Genomic DNA, 15,179 nt, shown 5'->3' on the forward strand with positions numbered 1-15,179 from the left:
TCGCATGAGCTTCGACCTCTCCCCCACATCCAGGCCCAGCGGCCTCACCGAGCTCCGCGCCGCCTACGCGCGCGAGCGCGCGAACCTCGATCGCACCGTGCCGAGCGGCCCCACGCCGGCCGCGGATCCCGCCGCGCTCGGGGTCGCCCTCGGGCGGCGCCACGCGCGCCTGCTCGACGACCTCCTGGTCCGCCTCTTCCAGCTGCTGCGCGAGTCCGGCGCCCCGAGCCGCGCCGCGTGGGACTCGGTCGCGATCGCCGGGGTCGGCGGCTACGGCCGCGGCGCCGTCGCGCTGCGAAGCGACCTCGACGTGCGCATCCTCGCCCGCGACGCCCAGCGCGCCGGCGCCATCGCGGACGCGCTGCTCTACCCGCTCTGGGACATGGGGGTCACCGTGGGGCACCAGGTCGTCACCATCGACGACCTCGTCGAGGGGGCGCGCGAGGACCTGCCGACCGCGACGAGCCTGCTCGACTGGCGCCACGTCGTCGGCGACGCGTCGCTGTCCGAGTCGCTCTGGCAGCGCGCCGCCATGGGCATCTTCGCGCACTCGGAGCTGCCCCGCTTCATCGAGCGGCTCGGCAAGGAGATCTCGCAGCGCCACGAGCGCTTCGGCGGCTCGGTCTACCTGCTCGAGCCCGACGTGAAGAACGGCGCGGGCGGGCTGCGCGACCTCGACGTCGCCCGCTGGGCCGCGAAGGCGCGCTACGGCGTCGGCGAGTTCGACGCGCTGGTCCGCTTCGGCGCGCTCGTCGCCCGCGAGGCCGAGGAGATCCGCGGCGCCGCGGAGATGCTCTGGCGCACCCGCAACCTCCTCCACGCCCACTCCGGGCGGCGGACCGACCGGCTCACGTTCGACGAGCAGGAGCTCTGCGCGGGCGCGCTCGGGTACAGCAAGGGCGCGGGGCCTGTCGGCGACGGCCAGAAGGACGCGTCGTCTCCCGATGAGCCCTCCGTTTCGCCCGAGGCGATCGAGCGCATGATGAGCGACTACTACCGGAGCGCGCGGACCATCTCGCGCGCCCTGGATGTCATCGTCTCGCGCGCCACGCCGACGCTCACGCGGCGCCGCCGCCGCGACGAGGACCTCGGCCGCGGCGTCCGCCTCTTCGACGGCTGCATCACGATGAGCGATCCGGATCTGCTCCGGACCGATCCGGCGATCGCGCTGCGGCTCGTCTCCGAGGCCGTGGAGCGCGGCGTCCCGCTGCTGCCCTACGCCCGCGGGGCGATCGTCCGCGCCGCCGGCGATCCGGCGTTCTGCGCGGCGCTCCGCGAGAGCCCCGAGGCCGCCGAGCGCTTCCGGACCCTCGTCGCCACGTGCAAGGAGACGGCGCTGCAGAGCGGCTCGGTCGTGCGCGAGCTGCACGACCTCGGCCTCCTGCTCGCCATGATCCCCGAGTTCTTGCCGGTCGTGGGGCGCGTCCACCACGACGTCTACCACGTGTACACCGTCGACGTGCACTCGGTGGCCGCCGTCGATCGGCTCGCGGCGCTCGCGCGCGGCGAGCTCGCGGGCGAGTTCGGCCTCCCGTGCCGGCTCGCCGCCGAGGCGACGCGGCCGACGATGCTGTTCTTCGCGACGCTCCTGCACGACGTGGGCAAGGCGATCGGCGGCACCGATCACAGCCGGCGCGGCGCCGAGATGGCGAGGAAGATCCTGGAGCGGCTCGGCTTCCCGCCGGAGGACGTCGACGAGGCGTGTCACCTCATCCTGAAGCACCTCGTGATGTACCTCATCGCGACGCGGCGCGATCTCGACGACCCCGCGACGATCTCGGAGTTCTGCCAGGAGGTGCACGGCCGCGAGGGGCTGCGCGACCTCTACCTGCTCACGGTCGCCGATCTGTCGACCACGAGCCCCACGTCGATGACGTCGTGGAAGGCGCGGATGCTCGACGAGCTGTACCTCTCCGCGGACGCGGCCCTGCGCGGCGCGCGGGAGGACGGCGGGCCGCTCGGCATCGACGACCAGCGCATGGCCCGCGCGATCAGCGGCACCGTGGGCGCCCTCGAGGATCTCCCCGCCGCGAACGACGCGGAGCGGCGCGCGCAGCGGGACTTCCTGGCCCGCTACCTCGCCTCGATGCCCGAGCGCTACCTCCTCGCGAACAGCCCGGCCGCGATCGCCGCGCACGCCGAGCTCGCGCGGCAGCAGCAGTCCGGCGGGAACAGCGTGTCGGTCGCGCTCGTGCCGTCGCGCCACCCGGAGGCCGCGGAGCTCTGCGTCGTCGCGCCGGATCGCCCCGGCTTGCTCGCGGCGATCACCGCGGCGCTCGCCGCCTCGCGCCTCGAGGTCCACGCCGCGCAGATCCACTCGCGCGCGTGCGAGGACGTGAGCGGCGACGAGGGCGGCGTGATCCGCGGGAGGGCGGGCTCGTCTCCGCCCGCGGGCGTGCGCCTGCAGGCCGTCGACCTGTTCTGGGTGCGCGACCGCGGCGAAGGGGTAGGGGGGGTCGCCCGCGCGATCCCGAAGCTCATGACCGACATCCAGGCGGCGCTCTCCGGCCAGATCTCCGGCGCGGATCTCGCCAAGAAGCGGCGGGGGGGCGCGCTGCGCGAGCGCCCGACGCCGAAGGTCCGGACGCAGATCTCCATCGACGACCGCGCCTCCCACCACACGGTGATCGAGGTCCTCACGCGGGATCGCCCCGGCCTCCTCTTCGCGGTCTCGGACGCGCTCTACCAGCTCGGCCTCTCGATCTCGATCGCGAAGATCAACACGGAGGGGACGCGCGTGGCGGACGTGTTCTATGTGAGCGAGGCGGACGGGGCGAAGCTCGCGAACGGCAAGCGGATGCAAGAGGTCGAGGAGCGGCTCCATGCGGTGCTCCAGGGCCTGGACGGCGAAGGGAGTGTCGGATGAACGGCAGGTGGTTCTCGCGCGCGGCGTCCGCGCGGCAGGTCATGGCGGTCGTGGCGCTCGCGGCGAGCGCGGCGGCGTGCGCCCTTTCGTGTGGTGGAGCGCAGGAGCCCCCGCGCGAGCAGCTCTTCGCCGATCCCCCTGACGGCAGCGACGAGGCGACCTCGAAGGGCGCGTCGTCCACGGCGCTGGATCGGGGCATCGCCTACATCAAGAACGAGAAGTACGAGGAGGCGAAGCAGCACCTCCTCCAGGCGATCGAGCACGAGCCGGGCAGCGCCGAGGCGCACTACTACCTCGGGCTCGCGCGCGAGAAGACGAACGACCGCGCCGGCGCCGAGGCGTCGTACAAGAAGGCGCTCGCGAGCGACCCGAAGCTCGAGGCCGCCGCGCTGAACCTGGCGGCGCTCTACCTGGACGAGCCGCCGCGGCCCGACGAGGCGATCGCCGTGCTCTCGAAGGCGATCGAGCAGGCGCCGGGCCGGGCGGCGCTCCACCAGAACCTCGGCTACGCGTACGGCCTGAAGCGCGACGTCCCGAACGCGAGCAAGCACTACGAGGCGGCGCTCAAGGCCGAGGACGCGGCCGCCACGCGCTTCGCCTACGGCGCGATGCTGTTCGAGGCGAAGGAGCTCGACCGGGCCGCGGCCGAGCTCAAGAAGGCGCTCGCCGCCACCGGCGACGACGTGGCGACGATCGCGACGATCGGGCGGATGCTCGGGCCGGCGAAGGCGTACGCCGACTGCGTGGCGGCCTTCGACCGCGCCATCAAGCTGAAGCCGGAGGCCGAGTTCCACGTGCGCCGCGGGACGTGCCGCCACGAGCTCGGCGACGAGCCGGGGGCGCGCGCCGACTACCAGGCGGCGATCAAGGTCGAGCCGAAGTTCGCGGCCGCGCACTACTACCTCGGCCTGTCGTTCCTGGCCGAGCACAAGCCCCAGAGCGCGCTCGCGGCGCTCACGGAGGCCGGGAAGCACGGCGGCGACACCGAGATCGGCAAGCGCGCCCGCGCCAAGGTGAAGCAGCTCAGCGCCCGGATCAAATAGGAGAGCTGGTCGCGGGGTGGGCGTCACAGCCCGCCCCGCGAGCCGGCGCCGGGCGGGCGCGGCGTAGGCTCAGCCCGCCCGCGGCGGCTCACGCGCCGAGCAGCGCGATGATCCTGTCGAGCTCGTCGAGCGAGCCGTAGGTGATGCCGAGCTCGCCGCGGCCGCCCTCGTCGCGCACCTCGACCCGGGTCCCGAGCCGCCGCATGAGGCGCGCCTCCAGGTCCTTGATCGCCGGGGACTTCCCCTCGCGCTTCTTCTCGCCGGGCTCCTCGCCGCCATCGGCCGCCCGGCTCTCCTTCTCCTTCGCCGCCTTGATCAGCGCCTCGACCTTGCGGACCGGGAGCTTGCCGTGGACGGTCCGCTCGGCGACGTCGGCCATCACCTTGTCGCTCGGCGCCCCGAGCAGCGCGCGCGCGTGGCCCTCGCTGAGCTCGCGCGAGATCACCATGCTGCGGATCCGCTGCGGCAGCCGGAGGAGCCGGAGCGAGTTGACGATCGTCGTGCGGTCCTTGCCGACGCGCTCCGCGAGGGTCTGGTGCGTGTAGCTGTGCTCGCGCAGCAGCCGATCGAACGCCTCGGCGATCTCGATCGGGTTGAGGTCGGCCCGCTGCACGTTCTCGACGAGCGCCAGCTCGAACGCCTCCTTGGGCGAGACGTCCTTGACGACGACGAGCACCTCCCGGAGCCCGGCGCGCTGCGCGGCGCGCCACCGCCGCTCGCCCGCGATGAGCTCGAAGCTGTCGTTGCCGGACTGCGTCCTGCGCACGATGAGCGGCTCGATGAGCCCGTGCTCGCGGATGCTCCCGGTGAGCTCCTCGAGCTCGGTCTCGTCGAAGTGCTGCCGCGGCTGCCCCTTCTGCGGGACGATCTTCTCGATCGCGCACACGAAGACGCTGCGCCCCTCGGCCGCCGTCGATGTCGCCGGCGGCGGCGCCGGGAGCAGGGCGTCGAGCCCTCGTCCGAGCGCGCGCCGCGCCCCTTTCTGATCGGCATTCATGATCTGGGTCGCGCGTCCCTCGCGCGCGCTCCGGTGTTGGGCGAGGCCTCGGCCTGCGGCTCCGCCTCGGCGTCATCCCCGCGCTGCCTCTTCTTCGAGTCCGCCGCGGCGGCGGGCGCGCCGTCCAGGATCTCGCGCGCGAGGCTCAGGTAGCCCTGCGCCCCCTTCGACTGCGCGTCGTAGAGCAGCGCCGGCTTGCCGTGGGACGGCGCCTCGCTGAGCTTCACGTTGCGCGGGATGATCGAGTCGAAGACGCGGAAATGCGCCTTCACCGAGTCGGCGACCTGGTGGGTGAGCGAGTTGCGCCCGTCGAACATCGTGAGGACGACGCCCTCGACCGTGAGCTCCGGGTTGAAGGCGCTCCGCACCCTGTCGATGGTCGCCATGAGGTGCGTCAGCCCCTCGAGCGCGTAGTACTCGCACTGGAGCGGCACGAGCACCCGGTGCGCCGCGGTGAGCGCGTTGAGCGTCAACAGCCCCAGCGACGGCGGGCAGTCGAGGACGACGAAGGCGTACCCGTCGAGGTGCGGGCGCAGCGCGTGGCGCAGCCGCACCGCGCGATCGTCCGCGTCGACCAGCTCGAGCTCGGCCGCGACGAGGTCCTGGGTCGCGGGCACCACGTCGAGCAGCGGCACCTCGGTGGCGACGATCGCCTCCTTCAGCGTCGCTTGCCCGATCAGGACGTCGTAGAGCGACAGCTCGAAGCTCCCGCGCCGCACGCCGACGCCGCTCGACGCGTTCCCCTGCGGATCGCAGTCGACGAGCAGCGTCCGGTGCTCCGCCGCGGCGAAGCTCGCGGCCAGGTTGACCGAGGTCGTGGTCTTGCCGACGCCCCCCTTCTGGTTGGCGACGGCAAAGACGACAGGCGAAGGCTTGGAGGCGGCGCCGGGCTTGCCGGGCGCGCCCCCCTCTTTGGGCGATGGCATCGTGCTGTGTCGCGTCCGACCCGGCTGCTTACACGACCCCTACCGGCACGTCGAGAGATGCGGGCGTCTCGGCCGCAGGTTCGACCGGACGCACCGGTCCGGTCCTGCCCCAGGAAGCGCTCGAGCGACCCGCGGCGACCTCCGGCTCGCCGCGCTCCCACCGCCGGACCGCCCGCGCCCCCGCCGTGGGCTGGCCATCCGCGCGCCGGATTGTTGGCCTGAACGGCAGGCCCATCTACAGTGACCCACATGTCGCTTGGTGTGTGCAAGGGTAAGCGAACGACGGGGCCGTCGACCCGCGGGCGTGCCTCGAGGCGGGGCCGTTGCTTCGGCCTCGGGGGGGCGCTGCTGGCTCGCGGCGACGCCGGCCCGATCGATCGCGTCCTTGCCCGCGCGTTCTGGTGCGACGGGCGCGAGCCTACGTTGCTCGCTCCTGCGCAGGTCCTCGTGCTTTCGCCTTCGCTTCAACGCAGGTCGGCGATCGGCTCCGCTCCGCCGTCCGCCCTCGACGCGCGTCGAGGACCGGCGCTGACCGCCCTTGATCCACGGACGTGACGCCCAGCTTCGCCGAGCAGACCGACGCCCCGACGTCGCCTCGGCACATGTGAGGAGGACAGATGCCGCTTCCCAGGTCGTATCAGAACTTCGCCGAGTTCGAGCGGGAGATTCTTCGCCCGAGCCGCGTGGGCTTCTCGCTCGAGGACATCGTCGAGGACGAAGGGTCCTTCGACGCTGAGCTCGATTTCGAGAAGGACCCCTTCGACGTCTCGGACGACGACTGAGCGCGAGGCGCGGCGCGGACGAGCCCCTTCGGCTCCCCGCGCGCGCCCGTCGCTGCATCGCCGCGCGGCGCGGCGATGCACATCAGCTTGCACGATCCCTCCCGGGATCCCGAGCCCCGGCGGCCGCCTCTCCGCCGGGGCTCCTTTTTTTAAAGCAGCGTCCTGTCGGTCGTCTTGACCCCCCCGGCGACGCGTGGCACGAGTGCCGCCCTTCGAAAAGAACGCCATGCAAGTCAACGTCGAAAAGCTTTCTCCCGTGCTGATGGAGTTTCAGGTGGAGGTCCCCGCGGACCGCGTCCGGAGCGAGGTCGACAAGGCCTATACGGCGCTCCAGCGGACGGCTCGGGTCCGGGGCTACCGGCCTGGCAAGGCGCCGCGCCAGGTGCTCGCGCACCTCTACGGCGGCCGCATCCACGCCGATGTCGCCCAGCGGCTCGTCGACGCCACGCTGAACCAGGCGCTCGCCGACAAGCAGGTGCAGCCGCTGTCTCAGCCGGCGATCGCGCCCACCGAGCTCCGCCCCGACGACAACTTCTCCTACAAGGCGCGGTTCGAGGTCCGCCCCGACATCGCCGAGGTGAAGTGGGAGGGCTTCGAGGTGAAGCGCCCCTCGACCACGCCGAGCGAGGAGATGATCGACGCCGAGATCACCTCCCTGCGCCGCGAGCACTCGACGCTGCAGGCGCCGGAGCCGGAGCGCCCCGCCGCGAAGGGGGACCTGGCGACGATCTCGTTCACGCTGGAGATCGGCGGCGCCCTGCGCGACACGAAGGCGCAGGAGATCGAGACCGAGCTCGGCAGCGGGCAGATCTTCAAGGAGATCGAGGACGGCCTGCTCGGGATGACGCCCGGGCAGTCGAAGGACGTGCCGGTGACGTTCTCCGAGCAGCACTCGAACGCGGACCTCCGGGGCAAGGAGGCGCTCTTCCACATCACGCTGAAGGACGTCCGCGAGCGCATCTTCCCCGAGGTCGACGACGAGTTCGCGAAGGACTGCGGCGAGGAGAGCCTCCCCGCGCTGCGCGAGTCGGTCCGCAAGAAGATCGAGAAGGAGCTGACGCAGCGGGCGAGCGACGCGGTCGCCGAGCAGCTCGTGGTCGAGCTCTGCAAGGCGAACCCGATCCCGGTCCCGCCGTCGCTCGTCGATCAGCAGGCGCAGCTCGCCGAGCGCGAGCTGCTCGCGACGGCGCGCCGCCAGGGGCAGCGGGTCGATCCGACGCCGGAGTTCCGCGCCCGCGTGCGGCTCGACGCCGAGATGAAGGTGCGCGCGGGCCTGGTCATGGCCGAGATCGCGAAGGCGAAGGCGGTCAGGATCACCGAGGCCGACCTCGAGAAGGGCTACGAGGAGCTCGCCGAGCAGACGGGCAAGAACGTCGCGAAGATCAAGGCCGAGTACCGCGAGCCCCAGAAGCGCGAGCTCTTCGCCGGGATGATCCTCGAGGACAAGATCCTCGACATCATCGAGGCCGCGGCGAAGGTCACGGACGCGGGCTAGCCGCGGCCGATCGCTGGCCGACCTGCCGCGACCCGCGCTGATCGTCCGGGTCGCGGCGCGCTCACCGGACGGCATCGGGCGCGTCCATCGCTCGCCGGGCGGCGCGTGTTCCGTGCGTCGCCCTGCGTGTGGCCGAGATTTCCGGTAACCTCGGGCGCGTTCGGTCTTGCGATCGGACGCAGTCTGGCCCAGGAGTAGAGACCCTGCCGCGCGGCAGGAAACCCCCCGGAGCACCGGATGACCCGACGAGTCGAAACCCGCACCCAAGCCATCGAGTTTCTCGAACGCGAGAAGGCCTACATCCTCCCGACGGTCACGGAGGTGACCCACCGCGGCGAGCGAGAGTGGAACATCTTCAGCCGCCTCCTCAAGGATCGCATCGTCTTCATCGGCACGGAGATCGATGACTTCGTTGCGAACGCCGTGATCGCGCAGTTCCTCTTCCTGGAGAGCGAGGATCCCGAGAAGGAGATCCAGGTCTACATCAACAGCCCGGGCGGCGTGGTCACGTCGGGCCTCGCGATGTACGACACGATGCAGTACGTGCGTTGCCCTGTGTCGACGATGTGCATCGGTCAGGCCGCGTCGATGGGCGCCGTGCTGCTCAGCGCGGGCCGCAAGGGCCGGCGCTTCGCGCTGCCGCACGCGCGGATGATGATCCACCAGCCGCTCGGCGGCGCGCGCGGCCAGGCGACGGACATCGAGATCCAGGCGCGCGAGATCAAGAAGATCAAGGAGACGCTGATCGACATCCTCGTCGAAGCGACCGGCAAGAACCGGGACGAGCTGGCGAAGGACATCGAGCGCGACTTCTACCTGAGCGCGACGCAGGCCAAGGAGTATGGCCTGATCGACGAGGTCTTCCCGAAGCGGAACAAGTAGGTGCCTGCGCCCCCTCGGCTGGCGGGGGTGCTCGCGCGGAGGGGCGGCGTGGGAACGTGCCGCCGCGGAGCGCGCAGCGCGCAGGTGCGCCGCCGCGGGGGCTACGTCGTGGGCGCGCGGCATCGCGGCGCGCGGCGGCGGCTGGCGCGCCGTGAGGCGCTCGCTCGAGCCGCTGCTCCTCCCGCGGCGTGCGATCTCGTCAGCGGCTCGCGCCGGGGCGCCATAGGGCGATTCCCTGACTTCGGCCACAGGCTGGAGACCACCCCCGTTAGCTTGCGACGGTACGGGCACCGGACTAGAATCCGAGCGCGGCGTTTGGCTGCGCATCGCTGAAAATCCAGGGGACGGTGGAAGCCGTCCCCGTCCCTAGTTGGCGGGGCCGCGACGGCGGAACCCCACCTCTCGTTGAAGCGGCAGCGTCGGCAGACCGCACTGAGGGTCGAAGTGGAGCGAAGGCGGGACGATCACTCGAATGGCAATCTAAGCTGCTCTTTCTGCGGCAAATCGCAGAAAGAGGTGAAGAAGCTCATCGCGGGCCCCACGGTGTACATCTGTGATGAGTGCATCGGGCTCTGCAATGACATCATCGCGGAGGAGGTCGAGAAGGACGAGCCGTACGCGGGGTCGACCCCGGTGCCCAAGCCCGCCGACATCAAAGCGACGTTGGATGAGTACGTCGTCGGCCAGAACCGCGCCAAGAAGATCCTCGCTGTGGCGGTGCACAACCACTACAAGCGCATCGACAGCCGGGTCTCCTCGGACGACGTGGAGCTGTCCAAGTCGAACATCCTGCTGCTCGGCCCGACGGGCTCCGGCAAGACGCTCCTCGCGCAGACGCTCGCCAAGATCATCAACGTCCCCTTCGCGATCGCGGACGCGACGACGCTGACCGAGGCCGGCTACGTCGGCGAGGACGTCGAGAACATCATCGTCCAGCTCCTGCAGAACGCGGATCACGACGTCGAGCGCGCGCAGCGCGGCATCGTCTACATCGACGAGATCGACAAGATCAGCAGGAAGAGCGACAACCCCAGCATCACGCGCGACGTCTCCGGCGAGGGCGTGCAGCAGGCGCTGCTCAAGATCATCGAGGGGACGATCGCCAATGTCCCCCCGAAGGGCGGCCGCAAGCACCCGCAGCAGGATTTCCTGCAGGTCGACACGACGAACATCCTGTTCATCTGCGGCGGCGCGTTCGTCGGGCTCGATCAGATCATCCAGCGGCGCATCGGCCAGAACACCCTCGGGTTCGGCGCGGACATCAAGGCGAAGAAGGACTTCAAGCTGGGCGACCTGCTCAGCGTCGTCCAGCCGGAGGACCTCCTGAAGTTCGGGCTCATCCCGGAGTTCATCGGGCGCTTGCCGGTCGTGGCGACGCTCCACGAGCTCAACGAGGAGGCGCTCATCGACATCCTCACGAAGCCGAAGAACAGCCTGGTCAAGCAGTACCAGAAGCTCTTCGAGATGGACGGGGTGAAGCTCAAGTTCACCCGCGGGGCGCTCGTGGCGGTGGCCCGCCTGGCCCTCGAGAGGAACAGCGGCGCCCGCGGCCTGCGCGCCATCCTCGAGTCGGCGATGCTCGACATCATGTACGACGTCCCGTCCCGCACCGGGATCAAGGAGGTCGTCGTCAGCGAGGACGTGATCGTCAAGCACGAGCCGCCGCTCATCGTGTACACGAAGGAGGCGGAGCTCGCGTAGCGCTTTCCCCCGGGGGGTCGTGGGCCACGGCGCGAGCCCGCGCCGCGGTCACCGCGATGAAGGGCGCGCGCGCAGCGCGCCTTCGCCTTCGCCCCCCAGAGCCCCTCGAGCATGCCGGCACCGCGCGCGTCCCTCGAGGACGCGGGCCGACCCGGCGGCGGATCAGCAGTAGACCAGGACACTCGTGACAACCGAGGCGGGGCTGCCCCGGCCTCCTGACACTCCCGGAAAGACGGCGGATGTTCTTCAAGAACGACAGTGATCGCGGCAAGAACGCACCCGAGCGCGGGATCGTCCCGTTGCTCCCGCTACGCGACATCATCGTCTTTCCACACATGGTCTCTCAGCTGTTCGTCGGCCGCGAGCGCAGCATCGCCGCGCTCGACGAGGCGATGAACCGCGGCAAGGAGATCTTCCTCGCCGCGCAGCGGAACGCGAAGACGAACGATCCGACGCCCGACGACATCTTCGGCGTCGGCTCGGTCGGCGCGATCATGCAGCTGCTCCGCCTGCCGGACGGGACGGTCAAGGTCCTCATCGAGGGCAAGCGCCGCGCGCGCATCCGCCGCTACGTCCAGAGCGATGCGTACTTCCTGATCGAGTACGACGAGATCGTCGAGAGCTCGGTCGCGAGCGTCGAGGTCGAGGCGCTGATGCGCTCGGTCCAGTCGACGTTCGAGATGTACGTCAAGCTCAACAAGAAGATCCAGCCCGAGGTCCTGATGGCGGTGCAGGCCATCGACGAGGCCTCGCGGCTCGCCGACACGATCATCGCCAACCTGCCGACCATCAAGCTGACGGACCGGCAGGCGCTGCTCGAGATGGAGGAGCCGCAGAAGCGGCTAGAGCGTCTCATCGAGCTGATGCAGGCCGAGATCGAGATTCTCCAGGTGGAGAAGAAGATCCGGAGTCGCGTCAAGAAGCAGATGGAGAAGACGCAGAAGGAGTACTACCTCAACGAGCAGATGCAGGCCATCCAGAAGGAGCTGGGCGGCGGCGAGCGCGACGAGTTCAAGAACGAGATCCAGGAGATCGAGGAGGCCCTCAAGACCAAGCGGATGAGCAAGGAGGCCGCCGCGAAGGTCAAGAAGGAGCTCAAGAAGCTCAAGATGATGCACCCCACGAGCGCCGAGGCGACCGTGGTGCGCAATTACATCGACTGGATCCTCGAGCTCCCCTGGTACGACAAGAGCGAGGAGCGCTATGACCTCGTCGAGGCCGAGCGGATCCTCGATGAGGATCACTACGGGCTCAAGAAGATCAAGGAGCGGATCCTCGAGTACCTCGCGGTCCAGGCGCTCACGAAGAAGCTCAAGGGCCCGGTGCTCTGCTTCGTGGGCCCGCCCGGCGTCGGCAAGACGAGCCTGGCGAAGTCGATCGCGCGCGCGACGGGGCGCAAGTTCGTGAGGCTGTCGCTCGGCGGCGTGCGCGACGAGGCGGAGATCCGCGGCCACCGGCGCACGTACATCGGCGCGCTGCCTGGCAAGCTGATCCAGTCGCTCAAGAAGGTCGGGACGAACAACCCCGTCTTCCTCCTCGACGAGGTCGACAAGATGTCGACGGACTTCCGCGGGGATCCGGCGGCGGCGCTGCTCGAGGTGCTCGATCCGGAGCAGAACCACACCTTCAACGATCACTACCTGGACCTCGACTACGACCTCTCCGACGTGATGTTCATCACGACGGCGAACACGCTCTCTGGCATCCCGGTGCCGCTCCAGGACCGCATGGAGGTCATCCAGCTCTCGGGCTACACGGAGTTCGAGAAGCTGAACATCGCGGTGAAGTACCTCGTGCCCAGGCAGCGGAAGGAGTGCGGCCTGGAGGACGTGTCGCTCGACCTCACGGAGGGGGCGCTCCGGACGATCATCCACCACTACACGAAGGAGAGCGGCGTGCGCTCGCTGGAGCGCGAGATCGCGAGCGTGTGCCGCAAGGTGGCCCGGAAGGTCGTGTCGGACGGCAAGGAGAAGCCGATCGAGGTCGTCGCGAAGAGCATCCCGAAGTACCTCGGGGTGCCGAAGTACCGGCTCGGCCGGCGCGAGGAGCGCGACGAGGTGGGGCTCGTGAACGGCCTGGCCGTGACCAACGTCGGCGGCGACCTGCTCCCGGCCGAGGCGACGGTGGTCCCGGGCAAGGGCAAGCTCGTGATCACGGGGCTGCTCGAGAAGGGCATGGAGGAGAGCGGGCACGCGGCGATGAGCTACGTGCGCTCGCGCCTCGATCGGCTCGGGCTCGAGCCGGACGTCTATCAGAAGGTCGACGTCCACATTCACTTCCCCGATTTCGTCCGGAAGGACGGGCCCAGCGCCGGCGTGACCATGGTGACCGCGCTCGTGAGCGCGCTGATGAAGGTGCCCGTCCGGCGGGACCTCGCGATGACGGGCGAGATCACCCTGCGCGGCCGCGTGATGCCGATCGGCGGGCTCAAGGAGAAGCTGCTCGCGGCCCACCGCGGGGGCATCAAGACCGTGATCCTGCCAAAGGAGAACCGGAAGGATCTCCGGGACGTGCCGCGGCGGGTGCTGAAGTCGCTGCGGCTGGTGCTCGTCGAGCACGTCGACGACGTGCTCCGGGAGGCGCTCATGCTGCCCGATCCCAACGCGATCTTCGGGCCGCCGAAGGGCGTCCTGGAGTACCGGGACGGCGAGCTCGTCACCGAGGAAGCGCCGGTCATGGCGCCTCCGGGCCCGGCGGGCGAGCCGACGCCGGCCGCGCCGCCCGCCGCCTGAGCGGCGCCGAGCGCGAGCGCGGCGCCGCTCGCGCGAGCGTCGCGGCCCACGGGCGCGGCGCTGGACGGATAGACTGGCGGCGGGCGCCGAGACGCACTAGCTGGCGTCGCGATGATTCGACGCGCACTGATTTCGGTATCCGACAAGACGGGATTGCTCCCGCTGGCCAGGCGGCTCGCGGACAGGGGCGTGGAGCTCCTCTCGACCGGGGGGACGCAGCGGGCGCTCCAGGACGCGGGCGTGCCGGTCGTCGGCGTGGAGGCCTATACCGGCTCTCCCGAGGTGATGGATGGCCGGGTGAAGACGCTCCACCCCAGGGTGCACGGCGGCATCCTGATGCGCGGCGCGATCGACGACGAGGACCTCGCGCGGCTCGGGGGCGAGCGGATCGATCTCGTGATCTGCAACCTCTACCCCTTCGAGGCGACGGTCCGGAGGCCGGGCGTCTCGCACGCCGAGATCATCGAGAACATCGACATCGGCGGCCCGTCGATGGTGCGGAGCGCGGCGAAGAACCACGCGCGCGTGGCGGTGGTGGTCGACCCGGCCGACTACGAGGCTGTGCTCGCCGAGATCGACAGGGAAGGTGCGGTGTCGAGCTCCACCCGCCGCCGGCTCGCCACGAAGGCGTTCGCCCACACGGCGGCGTACGACGGGATGGTGGCCGGCTACCTCTCCTCGCTGCCCGAGGAGGGCGAGCCGAGCGCCGCGGAGCGCGAGACGTATCCGCGCTTCCTGACGCTCGCCCTCGAGCGGGCCTATCCGCTCCGGTACGGCGAGAACCCGCACCAGTCGGGCGCTTTCTACCGCGAGCGGGGCGCGGCCGCGGGCTCGCTCGCGCTCTCGGAGTCGCTGGGCGCGGGCGGCAAGGAGCTCTCGTTCAACAACCTCGTCGACGTGGACGCCGCGTTCGAGGCAGTGCGGGAGTTCAGCGAGCCCGCGGCGGTCGTCGTGAAGCACACGAACCCGTGCGGCGTCGCGACGGGCAGCGACCTCGCGACCGCCTACAGGACGGCGCGCAACGCGGACGCCGTGAGCGCCTTCGGCGGGATCGTCGCGCTGAACCGCGAGGTCGACCGCGCGGCCGCCGAGGTGCTGGTCGAGACGTTCCTGGAGTGCGTGATCGCCCCCGCCTACGCGCCCGAGGCGCTGGAGGTGCTCCGGACCAAGAAGAACCTGCGGGTGCTCGCGACTGGCGCGCTCCTGCCCGCGGATCATCGGGAGCTGACGTTCAAGCGCGTCGGCGGGGGGCTCGTGGTCCAGGACCGGGACGCGACCGCGGCCGGCGAGGTGCGCGGGGGCCGGGTCGCGACCAAGCGGGCCCCCACGGAGCGGGAGATCGAGGCGCTCGAGCTCGCCTGGCGCGTCTGCAAGCACGTGAAATCCAACGCGATCGTGCTCGCGGTGCCCGGGAGCACGGTCGGGGTCGGCGCCGGGCAGATGTCGCGGGTCGAGAGCGTGCGCATCGCCTGCAGCAAGGCGGGCGAGCGGGCCCGCGGGAGCGTCCTCGCGTCGGACGCCTACTTCCCGTTCCCGGACGGCCTGATGGTGGCCGCCGAGCACGGGATCACCGCTGTCGCGCAGCCCGGAGGTAGCGTGAAGGACCCGGAGGTCATCGCCGCTGCCGACGCGGCGGGGGTCGCGATGGTCCTCACCGGGACCCGGCACTTCCGTCACTGAGCCGGCCCGGCGCGGCCCTGGCGCCCTGAGGCATCCCCTCAAATTCTTCGGAAATTCACCGGGAGGCGGGGAGGC

At 70.6% G+C, this 15,179-nt stretch carries 10 protein-coding genes; 8 read left to right on the forward strand and 2 right to left on the reverse strand.

The genetic code is table 11. The features are described from left to right. Positions 1 to 4: 4 nt before the first annotated feature. Complete coding sequence (gene glnD / locus WME89_RS18840) at positions 5 to 2,866, forward strand: [protein-PII] uridylyltransferase (protein WP_438010501.1); 2,862 nt, start codon at positions 5 to 7, stop codon at positions 2,864 to 2,866. Next, positions 2,863 to 3,909 (forward strand): tetratricopeptide repeat protein, encoded by a 1,047-nt coding sequence (locus WME89_RS18845; RefSeq protein ID WP_438010502.1) that lies wholly within the window; start codon positions 2,863 to 2,865, stop codon positions 3,907 to 3,909. The genes glnD and WME89_RS18845 overlap by 4 nt, the downstream gene beginning before the upstream one ends. An 88-nt stretch (positions 3,910 to 3,997) precedes the next feature. Here the strand turns inward: WME89_RS18845 and WME89_RS18850 are convergent, their stop codons facing one another. Beyond that, a complete protein-coding gene (locus WME89_RS18850; RefSeq protein WP_438010503.1) occupies positions 3,998 to 4,906 on the reverse strand; it encodes a ParB/RepB/Spo0J family partition protein in 909 nt (302 codons plus the stop codon). Then, on the reverse strand, positions 4,903 to 5,832 hold the full coding sequence (locus tag WME89_RS18855; RefSeq protein WP_438010504.1) for a ParA family protein: 930 nt from the start codon (positions 5,830 to 5,832) through the stop codon (positions 4,903 to 4,905). Before WME89_RS18855 ends, WME89_RS18850 begins: the two co-directional genes overlap by 4 nt. A gap of 617 nt (positions 5,833 to 6,449) precedes the next feature. Between WME89_RS18855 and WME89_RS18860 the strand changes: the two genes are divergently transcribed. The 6 genes from WME89_RS18860 to purH all read left to right on the forward strand — a co-directional run bounded on the left by WME89_RS18860 (position 6,450) and on the right by purH (position 15,104). After that, positions 6,450 to 6,614, forward strand: a complete 165-nt coding sequence (locus WME89_RS18860) for a transcriptional regulator (protein ID WP_433936287.1) — start codon at positions 6,450 to 6,452, stop codon at positions 6,612 to 6,614. Between the two features lie 226 nt (positions 6,615 to 6,840). Next, the gene (gene tig, locus WME89_RS18865; RefSeq protein WP_438010505.1) at positions 6,841 to 8,109 is read left to right on the forward strand and encodes a trigger factor; all 1,269 of its coding nucleotides are present in this window, start codon (positions 6,841 to 6,843) and stop codon (positions 8,107 to 8,109) included. Positions 8,110 to 8,346: 237 nt separating this feature from the next. After that, positions 8,347 to 8,991 (forward strand): ATP-dependent Clp protease proteolytic subunit, encoded by a 645-nt coding sequence (locus WME89_RS18870; protein ID WP_437626612.1) that lies wholly within the window; start codon positions 8,347 to 8,349, stop codon positions 8,989 to 8,991. A 444-nt stretch (positions 8,992 to 9,435) separates the two neighbouring features. Then, positions 9,436 to 10,692 carry an ATP-dependent Clp protease ATP-binding subunit ClpX gene (gene clpX / locus WME89_RS18875; protein WP_437628033.1) on the forward strand — a complete coding sequence of 419 codons (1,257 nt, stop codon included), beginning with the start codon at positions 9,436 to 9,438 and terminating at the stop codon, positions 10,690 to 10,692. A 239-nt stretch (positions 10,693 to 10,931) separates the two neighbouring features. Then, positions 10,932 to 13,424: an endopeptidase La gene (gene lon / locus WME89_RS18880; RefSeq protein WP_438010506.1), complete on the forward strand. Its 2,493-nt coding sequence runs from the start codon at positions 10,932 to 10,934 to the stop codon at positions 13,422 to 13,424. 111 nt (positions 13,425 to 13,535) lie between these two features. Beyond that, complete coding sequence (gene purH / locus WME89_RS18885) at positions 13,536 to 15,104, forward strand: bifunctional phosphoribosylaminoimidazolecarboxamide formyltransferase/IMP cyclohydrolase (RefSeq protein WP_438010507.1); 1,569 nt, start codon at positions 13,536 to 13,538, stop codon at positions 15,102 to 15,104. Positions 15,105 to 15,179: the final 75 nt, after the last annotated feature.

This window comes from Sorangium sp. So ce321, from assembly GCF_051530195.1.
Classification (GTDB): domain Bacteria; phylum Myxococcota_A; class Polyangia; order Polyangiales; family Polyangiaceae; genus Sorangium.

Bases quoted from the DNA above. Each gene is read 5' to 3' on its own strand.
- glnD (WP_438010501.1), top strand. From the start codon at position 5: ATGAGCTTCGACCTCTCCCCCACATCCAGGCCCAGCGGCCTCACCGAG.
- WME89_RS18845 (WP_438010502.1), top strand. From the start codon at position 2,863: ATGAACGGCAGGTGGTTCTCGCGCGCGGCGTCCGCGCGGCAGGTCATG.
- WME89_RS18850 (WP_438010503.1), bottom strand. From the start codon at position 4,906: ATGAATGCCGATCAGAAAGGGGCGCGGCGCGCGCTCGGACGAGGGCTC.
- WME89_RS18855 (WP_438010504.1), bottom strand. From the start codon at position 5,832: ATGCCATCGCCCAAAGAGGGGGGCGCGCCCGGCAAGCCCGGCGCCGCC.
- WME89_RS18860 (WP_433936287.1), top strand. From the start codon at position 6,450: ATGCCGCTTCCCAGGTCGTATCAGAACTTCGCCGAGTTCGAGCGGGAG.
- tig (WP_438010505.1), top strand. From the start codon at position 6,841: ATGCAAGTCAACGTCGAAAAGCTTTCTCCCGTGCTGATGGAGTTTCAG.
- WME89_RS18870 (WP_437626612.1), top strand. From the start codon at position 8,347: ATGACCCGACGAGTCGAAACCCGCACCCAAGCCATCGAGTTTCTCGAA.
- lon (WP_438010506.1), top strand. From the start codon at position 10,932: ATGTTCTTCAAGAACGACAGTGATCGCGGCAAGAACGCACCCGAGCGC.
- purH (WP_438010507.1), top strand. From the start codon at position 13,536: ATGATTCGACGCGCACTGATTTCGGTATCCGACAAGACGGGATTGCTC.